The following is a 19,842-nucleotide window of genomic DNA, read 5'->3' on the forward strand; positions in this document are numbered from 1 at the left end:
CTCGTCCGCGCGCCGATGCGCCGGGCTGCCGAGGCCGGAACCGGCGCCGGTACCCTCCGCGACCGCCTGGCAGGGCTGTCTCCCGCCGAGGCCGAGGACGTCCTACTGAGCATCGTCCGCACCACCGTCGCGGTAGTCCTGGGCCACTCCACCCCGGACACCGTCCCGACGGACCAGGCGTTCCGGGACTTCGGGTTCGACTCGCTCACCGCGGTCGAGCTGCGCAACCGGCTCAACGCCGCCACCGGTCTGCGGCTGTCCGCGACGCTGATCTTCGACCATCCGACCCCGCGGCAGGTGGCCTCCTACCTCGCCAGCATGATCGCCCCGGCGGCCGGCTCGGTGCCGAAGGCTCTGCCAGCCGTCGCCGTAGCTGCCGCCGACGAGCCGATCGCCATCGTGGCGCTCGGATGCCGGTACCCGGGAGGCGTGCGCTCCGCGGAAGACCTGTGGACGCTGGTGGCCTCCGAGACCGACGCCGTCGCAGAGTTCCCGGCCGATCGTGGCTGGGACATCGAGGCGCTGTACGACCCCGAGCCGGGAAAGCCGGGCAAGTCCTACACGTCGCGCGGTGCGTTCCTCTACGACGCCGCCGCCTTCGACCCGGCCTTCTTCGGCATCAGCCCGCGCGAGGCGCTGGCCATGGATCCCCAGCAACGACTCTTGCTCGAAGTCGCCTGGGAAACCCTCGAACACGCAGGCATCGACCCGGCCAGCCTGCGGGCGACTCCGACCGGGGTCTTCGCCGGCGTCATGTACGGGGACTACGGCTCGCGCCTGAGCTCCGTTCCGGAGGAGTTGCAGGGCTACGTCGGCAACGGCAGCGCGGGCAGCGTCGCCTCCGGACGCGTCTCCTACACCTTCGGGTTCGAGGGTCCGGCCGTGACCGTCGACACCGCCTGCTCTTCCTCCCTGGTGGCGATCCACCTGGCCGCGCAGGCGCTCCGCAGTGGCGAGTGCTCGCTGGCGCTGGCCGGCGGGGTCACTGTCATGGCGACACCTGGCCTGTTCACCGAGATGAGCCGGCAGCGTGGCCTGTCGGCGGACGGCCGGTGCAAGTCCTTCGCGGCCGCCGCCGACGGCGCCGGCTGGGGTGAAGGCGTCGGGCTGCTGTTGCTGGAGCGCCTTTCCGACGCGCGCAAGAACGGCCACGAGGTGCTGGCGGTGGTGCGGGGCAGCGCGGTGAACCAGGACGGCGCCAGCAACGGTCTGACCGCCCCGAACGGTCCCTCGCAGGAGCGGGTGATCCGCCAGGCCCTGGCCAACTCCCGGCTGACCCCCGATGAGATCGACGCGGTCGAGGGGCACGGCACCGGCACCACCCTCGGCGACCCGATCGAGGCGCAGGCGCTGATCGCGACCTACGGCCAGGACCGGCCCGAGGACCGTCCGCTGTGGCTGGGTTCGCTGAAGTCGAACATCGGCCACACCCAGGCCGCCTCCGGGGTCGGCGGCGTCATCAAGATGGTCATGGCCATGCGGCACGGCCAACTGCCCAGGACGCTGCACGTCGACGCCCCCACCCCGCACGTCGGCTGGGAGGCCGGAGCCGTCGAACTGCTCACGCAGGCGCAGACCTGGCCCGACACCGGTAGGCCGCGCCGCGCCGGGGTCTCCTCGTTCGGCGTCAGCGGTACCAACGCGCACGTGATCATCGAGCAGGGTCCGGAGCTGGCGAACACGGCCGACCGGCGCGCGCCGGAGCCGTCGGCGCCGCGCGTGGCGACCGACGGGGCGCTGCCTTGGCTGGTGTCGGCGAAGTCGCCGGCCGCGCTGGCCGACCAGGCGCGGCGGCTGCTCGACCACCTCGACGGTCATCCGGAGCCGACACCGGCGCAGGTGGGTCACGCGCTGGTGGGGCGTCCGGCCTTCGACCATCGCGCCGTGGTGATCGGCCGGGAGCCGGCGGACTTCCGCGGCGGCCTGGCGGCGCTGGCTGCCGATGATCCTTCGGCGCATGTCGTGACCGGTACGGTCCCGGCCCGGTCGGGCAAGACGGTGTTCGTCTTCCCGGGTCAGGGTTCTCAGTGGGTGGGCATGGGTGTCGAGCTGATGAGCTCCTCGCCGGTGTTCGCCGAGTCGATGCGGGCTTGTGCGGCGGCGTTGGAGCCCTTCGTCGGCTGGGATCTGATCGAGGCACTGTCGCAGGCCGCTGAGTTGGAGCGGGTCGATGTCGTCCAGCCTGCGTTGTGGGCGGTCATGGTGTCGCTGGCCCGGCTCTGGGAGTCGCTGGGTGTGACGCCGGATGCGGTGGTGGGCCACTCGCAGGGCGAGATCGCCGCCGCGCACATCGCCGGGGTGCTGTCGTTGGAGGACGCGGCGCGGCTCGTCGCACTGCGCAGTCGGGCCCTGATCCGCCTGCGCGGGCTCGGCAGGATGCTGACCGTGCTCGCGCCCGAGGAGCGGGTGCGGGCGATGCTTGACGCCGGGGACGGCAGCTTGTCGATCGCCGCGGTCAACGGCCCGGCGACGGTGACGGTGTCCGGCTCGGTGCCCGCGATGGCCGAGTTCAACGCCGCGCTTCGCAAGGCTCGGATGAGGCGCTGGGAGCTGCCGGGGGTGGACTTCGCGGCACACTCCGCGCAGGTGCGGGAGCTGCGCGAGGAGCTGCTGGAGGTGCTGGCCCCGATCCGGCCGCGTGCGGCGACGGTCGCGTTCTACTCCACGGTGGCCGGTCTGGTCGGCGCGCCGATGGCCGACACGACGGTGATGGACGCCGAGTACTGGTACGAGAACCTGGCCAACACGGTCGACTTCCAGGGCGCCACCCGCGCCCTGCTCGACGCCGGGCACACGCTGTTCGTCGAGGTCAGCCCGCACCCGGTGCTCACCAGCGCGGTGGAGGAGACCGTCGAGCAGCAGGCCGACGCAACCGAGATCGTCGAGCCCGCCGTCACCGGCACGCTGCGTCGTGACGACGACAGCTGGGACCGCGTGCTCACCTCGCTGGCCACCGCCGGAACCCACGCCGCCGTGGACTGGGCCGGCTTCTATCCCGCGACCCGGCCGGTCCGCCTCGACCTGCCGACCTACGCCTTCCAGCACCAGCGCTACTGGCTGCTCGACCGCGGCCGGGCCGACGTCGCCGCCGCGACCGGAGGTGCCGCGGACCCGGCTGAGGCAGAGTTCTGGCAAGCGGTCGAGCAGGAGGACCTGGACGCGCTGACTGCCACCTTGGGGCTCGGCGCTGCGGACTCCGGCCTTCCGGCCGTGCTCACGGCCATGTCCGGGTGGCGGCGACGGCGGCTGGAACGGTCCCGGATGGATGCGTGGCGCTACCGCACCACGTGGAAGCCGTTGACCGGCATGGGGAACGGCGCCGTGCCGGACCTGGACGGAAGTACTTGGTTGGTGGTCGTCCCGCAGGACGCCGCCTCCGGCTCCGTGGCGGCGACGCTGCTCGAAGCACTGGAACGGCGCGGTGCGCGGGTGATCACCCGAGGACTCAATGCTCTGATCGCCGAGCACGAGGCCATGGATGGACTTACCGGCGTGCTGTCGCTGGTCGGGCTCGCCGACGACGGCCTGACCGATGCGTACGAACCGGTCTCACCGGGATTGGCCGGAACGCTCGCCCTGGTGCAGGCGCTGGACCGGATGGACGTTCAAGCCCCGCTGTGGTGCCTGACGAGCGAGGCCGTGGCCACCGGGACCGCCGACTCCGTCGCCAACCCGCTGCAGGCCCAGATCTGGGGCCTGGGCCAGGTGGTGGCGCTGGAGCGGCCGGAGCGCTGGGGCGGGCTGGTGGACGTGCCCGCCGGGCTGGACGCGCGGACTGCGGACCTGGTGTGCGCGGTGCTCGCCGGGTCCGGAACGGACGGCGCGGGGGAGGACCAGGTGGCGGTGCGCACCTCAGGGGCCTTCGGCCGACGGCTGGCCCGGGCCCCGCTCGGCGACGCGCCGGTGCCGGACTGGCGCCCCACCGGGACGGTGCTGGTGACCGGCGGTGCCGGTGCGGTCGGCGCGCACGTCAGCCGCTGGCTGGCCCGGGCCGGAGCCCCGCACCTGCTGCTGGCCGGCCGGCGCGGCGAGGACACGCCGGGCATCGCGGACCTGAAGGCGGAGCTGACGGCGCTCGGGTCGCGGGTGACCGTGGCGGGGGTCGACGTCGCCGACCGGGACGCGCTGCGAGAGCTGCTGGCGTCGGTCCCGCCGGAGCATCCGCTGACCGCCGTGTTCCACGGTGCCGGCGCGCTCGCGGACCGGACGCTGGAAGCCCTGACCGTCGAGGACCTGGAGCTGGTGCTCAGGCCCAAGGTGGCTGCGGCCGTGGCCTTGCATGAGGCCACCGCCGGGCTGGATCTGGACGCCTTCGTATTGTTCTCCTCCGCGGTCGGCGTCCTGGGCAACGGCGGGCAGGGCGGATACGCCGCCGCCAATGCCTTCCTCGACGCGCTGGCCCAGACCCGGCGCGCGGCCGGGCTGCCCGCGACCGCCGTGGCCTGGGGCTCATGGGGCGGCGGCGGCCTGGTCACCGACGAGGTCGACGAACGCCTGCGTCGCAGAGGGCTGCCTCCGATGGCGCCGGAAACAGCGGTGGCGGCGCTCGCCGCCGCGCTGGCCCGGCAGGAGACCCACGTCATGGTCGCCGAGGTGCGGTGGGAGGACTTCGCGCCGGCCTTCGTCGCGGCCCGTCCCAGCCGGCTCATCGCCGATCTCCCCGAGACCGCCTTCCTCGCTGCGGGCACTACGGAAGGCGAAGCCGACGGCGCGCCGGAAGGCGATCTCACGGCCCGACTGAAGGAACTGCCCGAGCGCAAGGTGGCGGACGCCCTGGTCGGGGCGGTCCGTGCGCACGCCGCGGCGGTCCTCGGGCTGAACGGGCCGGACGACATCGGTGCCGAGCAGGCGTTCAGCCTGGCCGGATTCGACTCCCTGACCTCCGTGGAGCTGCGCAACCGGCTTCGCCGGGCGACCGGGTTGCCGCTGCCGGCCACGCTGCTGTTCGACCACCCGACGCCGGTGGCCGCCGCGCGCTATCTGCGGGCCGAGCTGTTCCCGCAGCAGAGGGCCGCTGGCGCCGCCCCCGGCGCGACGGCACCGGAGCTGGACGACGCCGAACTGCGGGCCCTGATGCTGTCGATCCCGCCGGACCGGCTGCGTGCGGCGGGGCTGCTGGAGTCGCTGGTGGGCCTGGCCGGCGGCGCCGAGGCCGGTGGTGCGACCCCGGCGCCGGACGACGACGGGCCCTCGCTGGACGACATGGGTGTCGAGGACCTGGTGCGCATGGCGATGAAGAACGACGTTCCCGACGAGACGCGGAGGTCCTGATGGCCGAGTCGAACGATGCTGTCGTTGAGGCGTTGCGCGCGTCTCTGAAAGAGAACGAACGCCTGCGCAGAGCGAATGCCGACCTGTCCGCGCTTTCTGAGAGCTCCCGCGAGCCGATCGCGATCGTCGGCATGAGCTGCCGCTTTCCCGGCGGCGTGCGCTCGCCGGAGGATCTGTGGGAGCTGCTGCTCGCCGAGCGCGACGCGATCTCCGGCTTCCCGGAGAACCGCGGCTGGGATGTCGAGGAGCTGTACGCGCCGGAGCCGGGCGCCCACGGCAAGACCTATGTGCGCGAGGGCGGCTTCCTGCACGACGCCGACGAGTTCGATCCGGCCTTCTTCGAGATCAGCCCGCGTGAGGCGACGGCCCTGGATCCGCAGCAGCGGCTGCTGCTGGAGACGTCGTGGGAGGCCATCGAGCGGGCCGGGATCGATCCGACGACGCTGCGCGGCAGCCGCACGGGCGTCTTCGTGGGCATCGCACACCAGGACTACGGGCTTCGGCTCCATGAGGCGCCGGAAGCGTTGGAGGGCTACCTGGGGACGGGTACCTCGACCGCGATCGCCTCCGGGCGCGTCTCCTATGTACTGGGTCTGGAGGGTCCGGCCGTCACGGTGGACACGGCGTGCTCCTCCTCGCTGGTGACCATGCACCTGGCGGCCCGCGCGCTGCGCGTCGGCGAGTGTTCGCTGGCCCTGGCCGGCGGTGTGACGGTGATGTCCCGGCCGGACGTGTTCGTCGAGTTCAGCCGGCAGCGCGGGCTGGCGCCGGACGCCCGGTGCAAGCCGTTCGCGAACGCCGCCGACGGTACGAGCTGGGGCGAGGGCGCGGGCCTGGTGCTGCTGGAACGCCTGTCGGACGCGCGCGCCAACGGGCACCAGGTGCTGGCGCTCCTGCGGGGCTCGGCGGTCAACCAGGACGGCGCCAGCAACGGCCTGACCGCCCCCAACGGCCCCTCGCAGCAGCGCGTCATCCGCAGGGCCCTGACCGACGCGCGGCTGTCGGCGGCCGAGGTGGACGTCGTCGAGGCGCACGGCACCGGGACCACGCTCGGCGACCCGATTGAGGCGCAGGCACTGATCGCCGCCTACGGCCGGGAGCGGCCGGCGGACCGGCCGCTGTGGGTGGGCGCGATCAAGTCCAACATCGGCCACCCGCAGTGCGCCGCGGGCGTGGCGGGCGTCATCAAGATGGTCATGGCCATGCGGCACGCCACCCTGCCCAGGACGCTGCACCTGGACGCGCCGACACCGCACGTGGACTGGACGGCCGGCGCGGTGCGGCTGCTCGGGCAGGCGCGGGACTGGCCGCGGACCGACGACCGGCCGCGGCGGGCCGGGGTGTCGTCGTTCGGGGTGAGCGGCACTAACGCGCATGTGATTTTGGAGGAGGCTCCTGACCAGACGGCGCCGATGCTTTCCGAGCCGGCGATTGTGGACGAGGCGTCGGGGCGGTCCGGCAGGCCGGTGCCCTGGCTGGTGTCGGCGCGGTCGGGGGACTCCCTGCGCGGGCAGGCGGCCGGGCTGGCGAGGCTGGCCGCCGATCCCGCAACGGATCTCGCCGACGTCGGATGGTCCCTGGCGTCGGGCCGGGCCCGGCTCGAACACCGTGCGGTGGTGCTGGGGCACGACCGGGACGAGGTGGCGGCCGCGCTGGCGTCGTTGCGCGACGGCGAGGAGTCTGCCGCGGTGGTGCGCGGTGTCGCCGGCCGGCTCGGGGACTCCGTCTTCCTGTTCCCGGGGCAGGGAACGCGGTGGGTCGGCCTGGCGCGGCAGTTGTACGACGAGTTCCCGGTCTTCGCGCGGAGCCTCGACGAGGTCTGCGAAAGCTTCGACGCCCACCTGCCCTTCGCACTGAAGCCGCTGCTTCTGGCCGACGAGCTCGCGGACGGCGACCGCGAGCGGACCGACATCGCCCAGCCGGCGCTGTTCGCGCTCCAGGTCGGCCTGTACCGGCTGGTGACGCACTACGGTCCGCAGCCGGATTGCTTGATCGGCCACTCCATCGGCGAGATCGCGGCCTGTCACGTGTCCGGGGTCATCGATCTTGAATCGGCCACCCGGCTCGTGTCCATGCGGGGCCGGCTCATGCAGGGGATCGATGAGCCGGGCGCGATGCTGGCGGTGCGGGCCTCGGAACGGGACATGACCGCTGTGCTTGAGCCCTACAAACGGGTCGGCCTGGCCGCCGTCAACGGCCCGGAGTCGGTGGTGGTCTCCGGCGCGCGTGAGGAGATCGTCGACTTGTTGGAACGGCTGGTCGCCGACGGCACCTCGGCGACCCTGCTCAAGGTCGGCCACGCCTTCCACTCCCCGCTCATGGACCCGATCCTGGACGATTTCGCGGCCTCGGTCGGCAGCCTTCAGGCCGGGGGGATGGCGATCCCGATCATCTCGACGCTGCTCGGTCGACCGGCCACGGCCGAGGAACTGACCTCCGTCGAGCACTGGGTGAACCACCTGCGCGAACCGGTGCGCTTCTTCGACGCGCTCGAGTCGGCGCGCGCCGACGGGGCGCAGGTCTTCCTCGAAGTGGGTCCGGGATCGACGCTGGCGAGCATCGCCACGGAGTCCTTCGCGGCTGCCGGCGTGGACGGCGTGCAGGTGGTGTCGGCTTCGCGCAGGGACCGCCCGGCGGCCGACGCTCTGCTCGGCGCGCTGGCCCGACTGCACGTCGCGGGCGTGTCAGTGGACTGGCCCGCGTTCTTCCCGGCGGCCCGACGGGTCGCCCTGCCGACGTATCCGTTCCGGCGGCAGCGGTTCTGGCTGGACTCCTCAGCGCGCCGGGGCGGTGCCGACGTGGCCTCGGCGGGTCTGGCGGCTTCGGAGCACCCGCTGCTGGGCGCCGTGGTCGACCACCCCGACACCGACGCCGTGGTGTTCACGGGCCTGTGGTCCGTGCGGACGCACGGCTGGCTGGCCGATCACGCCGTGTTCGGTGCGGTCGTCGTCCCGGCGACCGCCTACCTTGACCTGGCGCTGTGGGCTGGCGAGTTTGTCGGATGCAGCGGTGTCGAAGAGCTCTCCCTGGCGGTTCCCCTGATCCTTCCGGACTCTGGCGATGTGCAGGTGCGGGTCGTGCTTGGTGCGCCGGATGAGGCGGGACGGCGAACACTGGAGGTGTACTCGCGGCCTGGCCAGGATGGCCCTGCGGTGGGCGGCTGGATCCGGCACGCGTCGGGAAGCCTCTCGCCGAGCGCACCGGATGAGCCGAGCGCACCTAGGGCGACCGTGCTGATCGATGACGCGCGACCGCTGGCCGCCTGGCCTCCGGCCGGAGCCGAACAGCTCGACATCGACGGCTTCTACGACTCTCTCGCTGACAAGGGCTTCGTCTACGGTCCGGGTTTCCGCGGACTGCGGGAAGCCTGGCGCGATGGCGACGAGCTGTACGCGCTGGCCGCTTTGCCGCCGGTCGAGGACAGTCCGACGGTCGATCGGTTCGCGCTGCATCCGGCGCTGATCGACGCGATGCTGCACGCGGTGGCGTTCAGCGGCGTCGTCGGCGCGGACGGCCGGGCGTGGATGCCGTTCTCGTGGTCGGGGGTGCGGCTGACGGGGCGCGGCGCGGGGAGTGTGCGGGCCCGGATCACCCCGGTCGGCGAAGGCGTCGTGGCGGTGGCGATCGCCGACGAACACGGCCGCGAGATCGCCGAGATCAAGGCCTTGACGTTCCGGCCGGCCAGTGCCGCGCAGGTGCGCTCGGCGCGCGGTGGACATGAACGATCCCTGTTCGAGGTGCAGTGGCGGCCGTTTCAGGGTGGCGGCCAGGAACTCCGCGCCGGGGAGTGGGGAGTTGTCGGCAAGCCCGACGGTCTGGCCTCCCGGGTCAGCGCGGCTGGCGATGGGACTGTGCCGGTGTACGGGTCCGTGGGCGAACTCCTCGCGGGCACCGCACCCCGGCTCGTCGTCCTGTGCCTGGACGACTTCGCTACCGCCGCTCCCGACACGCTCACCGAGGTCGGCGACGCGGACACCCGGGTTCTGAGCTGGGTCCAGCGCTTCCTCGCCGAGGACCGGCTGGCCGCATCCACCCTGGTGGTTCTCACCCGGCTTGCCCTCGATACCGGGGGAGAGGAACGCGTCGAGAGCCTTGCCGGCGCGTCGGTATGGGGCCTGATCCGCTCGGCGCAGACCGAGCATCCCGGCCGGTTCCGGCTCCTGGACATCGACGATCAGGACGCGTCCGTGGCCCGGGTGCCTGAAGCGCTGGCCAGCGGCGAGGCCCAGCTGGCGGTGCGCGCCGGCGAGTGCTTCGTGCCCCGGATGATGCCGGCCGAAGCCGTGGCATCCCGGATCGAGCCTCCGGCCGCCGGCGCCTACCGGCTGGGCATCCCGGACAAGGGCACCCTGGAGAACCTGACTTGGGTCGCCTGCCCCGAGGTGGACGCTCCGCTGGAGAGCGGGCAGGTGCGCATCGCCGTGCAGGCCGCCGGGCTCAACTTCCGGGACGTCACGATCGCCCTGGGCCTGGTGGACCGGACGGCCTTCGACACCGGCATCGGCAGCGAGGGGTCCGGAACGGTCCTGGAGGTCGGGCCCGGCGTCACCGGGCTCGTGCCGGGCGACCGGGTGATGGGTGCTTTCACCGGCGCCTTCGGTCGCGTGGCGGTGGCCGATCACCGGATGCTGCATCCGGTCCCCGACGGCTGGAGCCACGCCGAGGCGGCATCCGTGCCGACCGCCTTCCTCACCGCCTACTACGCGCTCTTCCGCGCGACGCGTCTGGAGAAGGGTCAACGGATCCTGATCCACGCCGCGGCCAGCGGCGTCGGGATGGCCGCCGTGCAACTGGCGAAGCATGTCGGCGCCGAGGTCTACGCGACCGCCAGCCCGGCGAAGTGGCCGGTCCTGCGCGGTCTCGGGCTGGACGACGGGCATCTGGCGTCCTCGCGGGATCTGGGCTTCGCGGCCACGTTCCTGGACGCCACCGACGGCCACGGCGTCGACGTCGTGCTGAACTCCCTCGCGCACGACTACGTCGACGCCTCGCTCGGGCTGCTTGCCGAGGGCGGCGACTTCATCGAGATGGGCAAGACGGACATCCGCGACGCCGACCGGGTGGCCGCCGATCACCCGGGAGTCCGGTACCAGGCCTTCGACCTCTTCGAGGCGGGCCCGGACGCGCTCCGTGAGCTGTTCGCCGAGCTGATGGAGCTGTTCGCGGACGGCCGGGTGCACCTGAACCCGATCACGATCCGGGACGTCGCCGACGCCCGCGCGGCGTTCCGTGAGATGAGCCGGGGCCGGCACGTCGGCAAGCTCGTCCTCGAAGTCGGCGGACGCTTCGGCGGCGGGTCCGTGCTGGTCACCGGTGGAACCGGCGCGGTGGGTTCGCTGGTGGCGCGGCACCTCGTCGCAGAGCACGGAGTACGTTCTCTGATATTGGCGAGCCGCCGTGGGGCGGCCGCCGAGGGCGCCGCGCAGCTCGTGGCGGACCTGGAGGCGGCGGGCGCGGCCGTGCACGTGGCGGCCTGCGACGTGGGCGACCGGGACGCCGTGGCCGCGCTGCTCGCGGACCTGCCGGGCCGGTGGCCGCTGACGGCGGTCGTGCACGCGGCCGGCGAGGTGGCCGACGGCATGATCGAGTCGCAGACTGCTGAGAGCCTGGAACACGCGCTGCGGGCCAAGGTCGGCGGCGCGATCCATCTCCACGAGCTGACCCGCGATCGCCACCTGTCGGCGTTCGTCCTGTTCTCGGCGCTCGCCGGCACCCTCGGCGGTGCGGGCCAAGCGAACTACGCGGCGGCGAACGCGTTCCTGGACGGCCTGGCGGCCCGCCGCCGGGCCGCCGGTCGGGCTGGCACATCGCTGTGCTGGGGCTGGTGGGAGCAACCCGGCGGCATGAGCGCGCGGCTGAGCGCGCCCGATCAGGCGCGGATCCGGCGCCTCGGCGTCGGCGCGATGCCCGGACCCGAGGCCCTGGCCCTGTTCGACGCGGCGTGTGCGCTCGGCAAGCCGGTGCTCGTCCCGGCCCGGCTGGATCTGTCCGTGCTCCGCGGCCGGACCGGCGACGAGGTGCCGCCGCTCCTGCGCGATCTGGCCGAACTCGCCGACCGCGGCCGTCCGCGCGCGGCGGCGGCCCCGACCGACCGCGTCGGCGACCTGCCCGCCCGGCTCTCCGGGCTGGCCCCGGCGGAGGCGGAGGCGGTCGCGCTGGAGTGGATCCGGGAACAGACCGCCATCGTGCTCGGACACTCCTCCAGCGCCTCGGTCGAGGCCGACCAGGCGTTCTACCAGCTCGGGTTCGACTCGCTGACCTCGGTCGAACTCGGCAACCGGCTCGCGACCTCAACGGGACTGCACCTGCCGTCCACGCTGGTCTTCAGCTATCCGACACCGCGTGAGCTGGGCCTGCACGTCCTGGACCTGTTGCGTCCGCAGGCCGGAGGCGGCTCGGAGCAGGACGTGCCGATCACCGAGCGGGCGGCTGTCTCCGAGACCGGCGCGCAGGAACTCGCGGACCTCGACCTGGACGCGTTGGTCGATCTGGCTCTCGACGAGAAGGGCAACTGACATGGACCGATCCGCGGATGGCGCGGCGGGCGGCGCGGCGGGCGGCGGGAGCCGGGTCGAACAGGCGCTTCGCACGCTGCTGGAGGAGCGTGACCGGCTCCGGCGGGAGAACGAGGCGCTGAAGGCCGGGCACGGCGAGCCGATCGCCGTGGTCGCCATGGCCTGCCGCTTCCCGGGCGGCGTGGAGTCGCCCGAGGAGCTGTGGGACGCCGTCCGCGAGGGCCGGGACCTGGTTCAGGAGTTCCCGGCCGACCGCGGCTGGCCGGACGTGTTCGATGCGGACCCTGACACCCTCGGCACCTCGTACGTGCGGCACGGAGGCTTCCTGGCGGACGTGGCCGGGTTCGACGCGGACTTCTTCGGCATCAGCCCGCGCGAGGCGCTGGCGATGGACCCGCAGCAGCGGCTGCTGCTGGAGACGTCGTGGGAGGTGTTCGAGCGCGCGGGCATCGTTCCCGGCGACCTGCGCGACGCCGAGGTCGGTGTGTTCTCCGGCGTCAGTTCGCCGGAGTACGGGCTGCGCTTCCTGGAGATCCGGCACGAGCTGGAGGGTCACCTGTCCTTCGGCAGTGCCCTGAGCGTCGCCGCCGGCCGGGTGGCCTACCAGCTGGGGCTCACCGGGCCGGCGCTGACCGTGGACACCGCGTGTTCGTCGTCGTTGGTGGCCCTGCATTTGGCGGTGCGGTCGCTGCGCTCGGGGGAGTGCGCGCTGGCGCTCGCCGGCGGGGCTGCGGTGATGTCGACGCCTGCGGCGTTCGTCTCGTTCTCCAGGCAGCGCGGCCTGTCCGCCGACGGCCGGTGCAAGGCCTTCGCCGACACCGCCGACGGGACCGGATGGGCCGAGGGGGTCGGCGTGCTGCTGCTGGAGCGTCTGTCCGACGCGCGCCGTGCGGGCCATCCGGTACTGGCCGTGCTCCGCGGGTCGGCCGTGAACCAGGACGGCGCCAGCAACGGGCTGACCGCCCCCAGCGGCCGCGCCCAGAAGCAGGTGATCCGCAAGGCGCTGGCCGACGCCGGGGTGAGCGCGGCCGGGGTGGACCTGGTCGAGGCGCACGGCACCGGAACCGTGCTGGGAGACCCGATCGAGGCCGACGCGCTGCTGGCGACTTACGGGCAGGGCCGGGCCGAGGGCAGGCCCCTGTGGCTGGGGTCCTTGAAGTCGAACCTCGGCCACGCTCAGGCCGCGGCCGGGGTCGCCGGGGTCATCAAGGCCGTGCTGGCCGTCCGGCACGGGTTCCTGCCGAAGACCCTGCACGTCCAGACCGCCTCGCGGCACGTGGACTGGTCCTCCGGTGCGGTCGAACTGCTGGTGGAGGGGCGGGAGTGGCCTGCGGCGGACGGCCCGCGGCGGGCCGGGGTGTCGTCGTTCGGGTTCAGCGGGACCAACGCGCACGTCGTGCTGGAGCAGGCGCCGGCGGATCAGGACGCTGACCTGGACGCGCCGCAGGTTGCCGAGACCGAGCCGGTCGCGGCCGGGCTGGTGCCGTGGGTGGTGTCGGCCAAGAAGGCCTCGGCCCTGCGGCGGCAGGCGGACCGGCTGCGGGCCTTCGTCGCCGCCGATCCGGACGCCGACCTCGGCGACATCGGCTTCTCGCTGGTCTCCAGCCGGACCGCCTTCGGCCATCGGGCGGTGGTGCTCGGCCGGGACCGGGACGAGTTGCTCGGCGGCCTGGCCGCGCTCGGTGACGGGACCGAGGCCGCCGGGGTGGTGCGCGGGATCGCCGGGCCGCTCGGCGGCGTGGTCTTCGTGTTCCCGGGTCAGGGGTCGCAGTGGGTCGGCATGGGACGGCAGTTGTCGGAGGCCTTCCCGGTCTTCGCCGCCGCTCTCGACGAATGCGCGGCCGCGTTGGCCGAGTGGGTCGACTGGTCGCTGCTGGACGTGCTGCACGGGGTGCCGGGGGCGGCTTCGCTGGACCGGGTGGACGTCGTCCAGCCGGCCCTGTTCGCCGTGATGGTGTCCATGGCCGCCCTGTGGCGTTCCTGGGGTGTGGAACCGGCGGCGGTCGTCGGGCACAGCCAGGGGGAGATCGCCGCCGCGTACGTGTGCGGCGCGCTGTCGCTGCGCGATGCCGCCCGGACCGTGGCGCTGCGCAGCAAGGCCCTGGTGAAGCTGATCGGGCTCGGCACGATGGCCTCGGTCGTGGCGTCCGCGGAGCACGTGGCGGCGCGTCTGGCGCCGTGGGGCGAGCGGCTGAGCGTCGCCGTGGTCAACGGACCCCGCTCGGTCGTGGTCTCCGGGGAGCCGTACGCGATCGAGGAGTTCGTCGAGAAGATGACCGCCGAGGGTACCCAGGCCCGTCGGATCTCAGTGGACTACGCCTCCCATTCGCACCAGGTGAGCCGGGTCCGCGATCAGGTACTCGACTCCTTGGCCGGTCTGAACCCGAGGACATCGAAGCTGCCCTTCTACTCGACCCGGCACGGCGCGGTGATCGACACCGCGGGGCTGGACGGCACCTACTGGTACGACAACTTGCGGGAGAAGGTGCTCTTCGAGCCCTGCGTCCGGCGGTTGGCGGACGACGGCTTCCGGGTCTTCGCCGAGATGAGCCCGCATCCCGTGCTGGCCGTCCCGGTGCAGGAGATCGTCGAGGAGCTTCCCGACGCGGTGGTGCTCTCCTCGGGGCGTCGGGACCGCGGCGAGGTGGAGTCGGTGCTCGGGTCGCTGGCCCAGCTGTACGTGCGGGGCGGGACGGTGGACTTCAGTGCCCTGTTCGGGGCGGCTCGGCGGGTGGACCTGCCGACGTACGCGTTCCAGCGGCGGCAGTACTGGCTGCGCTCGCCGGACCGAACGACATCTGCGGCGCAGTCGTTGGCGGCGGCGCCTGGGGAGGACGACGAGCCGGTCGTGCTGCCGGGCCTGGTCGCGGGCCTGTCGGAGGACGAGGCCGCGGCGCTGGTGCTGGAGCACGTGCTCGGCACGGTCGCGGTCGTGCTCGGCCAGCCCGACGGCGGCAGCGTCGATCCCGACCAGGAGTTCAAGGAGCTGGGATTCGACTCGCTGCTCGCGGTCGAGCTGTCGAAGCGGCTGACCGCGATGACCGACATCAAGTTCAGGCCGAGTCTGGCGCTGAAGCACCCGACGCCGCGCCTCGCCGCCGGGTACATCGCGGCGGCTCTTCGCGGCCGCCCGGAAGGGGAAACGGAGTGATCATGCAAACGCCTTCGGCCGCCGTGTTCGGCGCGGGAGTCATGGGCATCGGGATCGCCACGCTGCTGGTCGGCCGGGGTATCCCGGTCACGCTGGTGGACGTGGACCCGGAGCGCCGGGACTCGGCGCGCCGGCGGCTGCGCGACGAGCTGCGGCTCGCCCGGATGACCGGGGCTCTGCCGCGCGGCGGGCCGACCGGCGAGCTGCTGATCGCCGACTCGGTCGGGGCCGCCGCGGGGGCGGCCTGGGTGATCGAGGCGGTGAGCGAGGACCCTGAGCTCAAGGCCCGGCTGCACGAGGAGATCGCGGCGGCGGTCGCGCCCGGGACGCCGCGGATCACCAACACCTCCTCGATCCCGGTCGACGAGCTGGCCGCCCGGGTGCCCGATCCGCAGGACCTGGTCGGCGTGCACTTCATGAACCCGCCGTACCTGATCGGCACGTTCGAGGTGATCCGCGGGAAGCAGACCGGCGAGCGGGCCATGGCGGCGGTGCGGGACCTGCTGGCGGCGCTGGACCGCGCGGGCATCGTGGTCGGAGACGGCCCGGGCTTCGTCACCAGCCGGTTGTTGCACCGCATGATCAACGACGCGGCCAACGTGGTCGAGGAGGGCCGGGCCGGCGTCGAGGACGTGGACGCGCTGATGACCGGCTGCCTCGGGCACCGGACCGGACCGCTGCGCACCGCGGACCTGATCGGGATCGACAACCTCGTCGACTCGCTGACGGTGCTGTACGAGCGCACCGGCGATCCCGGCTGCCGTCCCAGCCCCCTGCTGCTGCGCAAGGTCGCCGAGGGCGACCACGGACGCAAGAGCGGCCGTGGCTTCTACGAGTACGGGACCCGCTGATGGCCGGCCAGGTGGAGCTGAGCGAGGGCCTGCTCGACTACGTGCGGTCGGTGTCGCTGCGGGACGACGGGATTCTGCGCGATCTGGTCGCCGAGACGGCCCTGATGCCCGCGCTCAGCGCGATGGTGACGTCGCCGGAGGAGGGGCAGCTGCTGGGCCTGCTGGTCGGGCTGACCGGTGCCGTCCGGGTGTTGGAGATCGGCACGTTCACCGGCTACAGCGCGCTGTGCATGGCGCGGGCGCTGCCGCCCGGCGGGCGGATCATCACCTGCGACATCAGCGAGCGCTGGACCCGGGTCGCGCGGCGGTACTGGGAGCGCGCCGGGGTGTCGGACCGGATCGAGCTGCGGCTCGGGGACGCCGCGGCGACCCTGGCCGGGCTGCTGGACGAGTGCGGACCGGAGACGTTCGACCTGGTCTTCGTCGATGCCGACAAGACCGGTTACGCCGGGTACTACGAGCAGGCGCTGACGCATCTGCGGCCCGGCGGGCTGGTGGTGCTCGACAACACGCTGTTCTTCGGGCGGGTCGCGGACCCCGCGGCCGACGATCCGGAGACCGAGGCCGTCCGCGCGCTCAACGCCTCGCTGTACGACGACAAGAGGGTCGACCTGTCCATGCTCGTGATGGCGGACGGGATCACGTTGGCCCGCAAAAGGAATCCGAGTGGAGAAGGGGCGGTTCTGTGACGGACGCGGCGACCACGGCATCGGTGGAGAAGATCGATCAGGTAAAGCAGATCGAGCGGCAGATCAGCGAGTTCCTGGAGGCGAGGACGAAGGCCGCCTGGGAGCCGGAGGCGGACTTGTTCGCCTCCGGGGTGGTGTCCTCGCTGTTCGCGATGGAGCTGGTGGTGTTCGTGGAGGGGACGTTCGACGTCGAGGTGGAGGGTGCCGACCTGGCGATGGACAACTTCCGGACGGTGCGGGCGATGAGCTCGCTGGTGACGCGGCTGCGCGGGGCCGGTGCAGATGCCTGAGACGCCGGCGCCCGGGTCGTCGGGGCTTGACACGCCGGTGCTCGACATGCCGGTGCTCGCGTCGCTGACCGAGCTGGTCACCGACACGGTCGGGGACCGCGCGGGCGGCTGGGACACGGCGGGCGCGATCCCGCTCGCCGTCCTGCGGGTGTTGGGGGCGAACGGCGTGCTGTGCGCCGAGGTGGCCCCCGGGTTCGGCGGTGTCGGGCTGTCCGGGACGGACAACGGGACACTGACCGCGCACACCGGCGCGCTGTGCAGTTCGCTGCGCAGCGTGATGACCTCGCAAGGGATGGCTGCGTGGGCGATCCAGCGGTTCGGGGACCGGACGCAGCGCGCCGAGTACATCGGTCGGCTGACCGGCGGGGAGCTGGCGGCGGTGGCGTTCAGCGAGCCGGGCGCCGGCAGCGATTTGGCGGCGATGACCACGGAGATCCGGCGCGAGGGCGACGAGATCGTCGTGGACGGTGTCAAGACGTGGATTACGGTCGCCGCGTATGCGGACTGGATCGTCGTGTTCGGTCGGTATGCGGGCGGCGGCGGGGTGGTCGTGGTGCCGGCTTCGGCGCCGGGGGTTCGGGTGCGGCCGGTGGAGAACCCGCTTGGCTGCCGGGCTGCCGGGCACGCGTCCGTCACGCTCGACAACGTGCGGCTGCCGGCGGCCAACTTGCTGGCGGCGGCCGGCCAGCCGGTCGTGATGCTGACGACCATCGCCCTGACATACGGCCGGCTGTCGGTGGCCTGGGGGTGCGTCGGCATCCTGCGGGCCTGTCTGGCCGCGGCCGCCGAGCACGCCGGCCGCAGGGAGCAGTTCGGGAAGCCGCTGGCGCGGCACCAACTCGTCGCCAGGCACCTGGCCGAGATCTACACCGCCGAGCGCACGGCGACCTTCGCGTGCGAACACGCGAGCCGGGCCTGGGACGCGGGGTCGCCGGACCAGGTGCAGGCGGCGGTGCTGGCCAAGCACGTCGCGGCCGGCAACGCCGCCCGGGGCGCGGCCTCGGCGCTGCAGGTGCTCGCCTCGGCCGGCGCGGTGGGCGGGCACGTGGTGGAGCGCGCGTACCGCGACGCGAAGCTGATGGAAGTCATCGAGGGCAGCAACGAGATCTGCCAGCTGATTCTGGCCGAGCACGCCGCCGCGCTGGCCGGCTGACGGACCGGACGAAGCACACAGGGGAGCGGAACATGACGCAAGAGCCGATCGTGAAATGCCTGGTCTGGGACCTGGACAACACTTTGTGGAACGGCACGCTGGTCGAGGACGGCCAGGTGGAGGTCGACGACGCGGTGCGCGCGGTGGTGGAGGGGCTGGACGCGCGTGGCGTGCTCCAGGCCGTCTCCAGCCGCAACGACCACGAGCCGGCCTGGGCCCGGCTGGAGGAGCTGGGCCTGGCCGAGTACTTCGTGGCGGCGCACATCGACTGGGGCCCGAAGTCGGACTCGGTGCGCAAGATCGCCGAGCGCCTGGACTTCGCCCTCACCACGATGGCCTTCATCGACGACCAGCCCGCCGAGCGCGCCGAGGTGGCGCACCACCTGCCCGACGTCCGCTGCTACAGGGCCGACCAAGCCCGCGACCTCCTCGACCGCCCGGAGTTCAGCCCCCCGACCGTCACCGCCGACGCCCGCCGCCGCCGGCAGATGTACCAGGCCGCCGCCGAACGCGAGGAGCACCGCGAGCGCTTCGACGGCGCCGACGAGGACTTCCTCCGCTCCCTGCAGATCGAGATGCACATCACCGAAGCCCGCGCCGAGGACCTCACCCGCGTCGAGGAACTGACCCGCCGCACCAGCCAAATGAACGCCACCGGCGTGCACTACTCACACGAGGCACTGCACTCCCTACTCGGCGCGCAGGACTACGACGTCCTAGTGATCTCAATGGCCGACCGCTTCGGCCCCCACGGCGCAGTCGGCGTGGTCCTGATCGAGAAGCTGCCACAAGTCTGGCGCATCAAACTCCTCGCAACCTCCTGCCGCGTAGTCTCCTTCGGCGCCGGCACAATCCTCCTCCGCTGGCTCACCGACACCGCCGCCCGCACCGGAGCACACCTGGCAGCCGACTTCCGCCGCACCGACCGCAACCGAATCATGGAGGTGGCCTACCGCTTCGCAGGCTTCGGCAGCACACAGTGCGCCTGCCTCGCCGCATTCACGGTGCCCGAGGGAACCGACTGCCTGCACTTGGAGCCCACGCGGCAGGAACCGCCAACGACGATGCGCGTGTTCGCGCCGGCGTTGGGCGGGGGCGCGGCGGTGGAGTGGGTGTAGGCGACTTGAGTTGTCGCGCCGGTGGGCTGACGCCTGTCGGCGCGGCGGCAGCCGGACCGGTGCGGCCAGGCTGCCGGTTCCGGCGAGAACCGGTGCCTCGGCGACTGCGGCTGGCGACGGGCCAGCCCGACCGGTGCCGTGGTGAGGGGGTCCGAAGGACCATGCGGGGTGTTGGTTCTGGGTCCCTCGCCGCGTCAGCGGGCGCAGCCAACCTGCCCGGTTTGGCGGTGTCAAGCCGGGCGGGGCTGGACCACAGCAGGTGGGGTGCGGCTTGATTCCGCCAGACCGGGCTGGTTCCGTTTACGGCGATGACGCGGCGAGGGACCCAGAACCTCGGCGACCACAAGCAGCACCGCCAGCAGGCAGCGCAGCGCAGGCAACAGCGGATAGAAAGCCGAACAGTCGCGGACCGCCGCCCAACAACCCGACGCGCGGGTCGCCCCTCGTCGAGGAGGCCCGCCAGAGGCCTCAACGCACCCACCAAACGCGGCCGCCGCCCGCCCGCATGACGTGTGCGCAGTGACTCGGACTCATGCGTGGTCTTGCACGCGAACACCGCCACCCGCCAACGCACCATGCACAGACTCGGACCTGTGCGCGGTCGTGGACGCGAAAACCGGCGGCCGCCAGCGCGGCATGCGGGGCTCAACCGAACTGCGTCCCCTGCGAGGCCATCCAACCATTGGCGAAGCCGTAAAAATTCGCCTGTAAACCACATATCCACCGCAACCCGAACACCCACCTAAGACCCCACAACCAAGCCTGCCAGCAGATCGCTACCACCAACCGCAGATCGCTGCCAAC

Annotated in this window: 8 protein-coding genes (1 of these 8 running past the window's edge); all 8 read left to right on the forward strand. The window is 72.7% G+C overall.

Annotated features, from left to right (window positions below; translation table 11 throughout):
- On the forward strand, positions 1 to 5,271 hold the 3' portion of the coding sequence (locus GWK61_RS56110; protein ID WP_323747450.1) for a type I polyketide synthase. 24,012 nt of this gene lie to the left of the window's left edge; 5,271 of the gene's 29,283 nt are visible here — the last part of the coding sequence; the start codon falls outside the window, past its left edge; its stop codon occupies positions 5,269 to 5,271.
- Positions 5,268 to 11,786 carry an SDR family NAD(P)-dependent oxidoreductase gene (locus GWK61_RS07720; protein WP_438939757.1) on the forward strand — a complete coding sequence of 2,173 codons (6,519 nt, stop codon included), beginning with the start codon at positions 5,268 to 5,270 and terminating at the stop codon, positions 11,784 to 11,786. The genes GWK61_RS56110 and GWK61_RS07720 overlap by 4 nt, the downstream gene beginning before the upstream one ends.
- 79 nt (positions 11,787 to 11,865) lie before the next feature.
- Positions 11,866 to 14,937 (forward strand): type I polyketide synthase, encoded by a 3,072-nt coding sequence (locus GWK61_RS07725; RefSeq protein WP_438939758.1) that lies wholly within the window; start codon positions 11,866 to 11,868, stop codon positions 14,935 to 14,937.
- A gap of 2 nt (positions 14,938 to 14,939) precedes the next feature.
- Positions 14,940 to 15,788, forward strand: a complete 849-nt coding sequence (locus GWK61_RS07730; RefSeq protein ID WP_194906503.1) for a 3-hydroxyacyl-CoA dehydrogenase family protein — start codon at positions 14,940 to 14,942, stop codon at positions 15,786 to 15,788.
- Positions 15,788 to 16,477, forward strand: a complete 690-nt coding sequence (locus GWK61_RS07735) for an O-methyltransferase (RefSeq protein ID WP_194906506.1) — start codon at positions 15,788 to 15,790, stop codon at positions 16,475 to 16,477. Before GWK61_RS07730 ends, GWK61_RS07735 begins: the two co-directional genes overlap by 1 nt.
- Positions 16,474 to 16,767, forward strand: a complete 294-nt coding sequence (locus GWK61_RS07740) for an acyl carrier protein (protein ID WP_323747451.1) — start codon at positions 16,474 to 16,476, stop codon at positions 16,765 to 16,767. Before GWK61_RS07735 ends, GWK61_RS07740 begins: the two co-directional genes overlap by 4 nt.
- A 46-nt stretch (positions 16,768 to 16,813) precedes the next feature.
- The gene (locus GWK61_RS07745; RefSeq protein WP_194906515.1) at positions 16,814 to 17,920 is read left to right on the forward strand and encodes an acyl-CoA dehydrogenase family protein; all 1,107 of its coding nucleotides are present in this window, start codon (positions 16,814 to 16,816) and stop codon (positions 17,918 to 17,920) included.
- Positions 17,921 to 17,952: 32 nt separating this feature from the next.
- A complete protein-coding gene (locus tag GWK61_RS07750; protein ID WP_194906508.1) occupies positions 17,953 to 19,038 on the forward strand; it encodes an HAD-IIIC family phosphatase in 1,086 nt (361 codons plus the stop codon).
- The last annotated feature ends 804 nt before the right edge of the window (positions 19,039 to 19,842 follow it).

It is taken from the genome of Catenulispora rubra (genome assembly GCF_015356825.1).
In the GTDB taxonomy this organism is placed as follows: Bacteria; Actinomycetota; Actinomycetes; order Streptomycetales; family Catenulisporaceae; genus Catenulispora; species Catenulispora rubra.

Coding starts and splice junctions, on each gene's coding strand:
- GWK61_RS07750 (WP_194906508.1), top strand. CDS start 17,953: ATGACGCAAGAGCCGATCGTGAAATGCCTGGTCTGGGACCTGGACAAC.
- GWK61_RS07735 (WP_194906506.1), top strand. CDS start 15,788: ATGGCCGGCCAGGTGGAGCTGAGCGAGGGCCTGCTCGACTACGTGCGG.
- GWK61_RS07745 (WP_194906515.1), top strand. CDS start 16,814: ATGCCGGTGCTCGCGTCGCTGACCGAGCTGGTCACCGACACGGTCGGG.
- GWK61_RS07730 (WP_194906503.1), top strand. CDS start 14,940: ATGCAAACGCCTTCGGCCGCCGTGTTCGGCGCGGGAGTCATGGGCATC.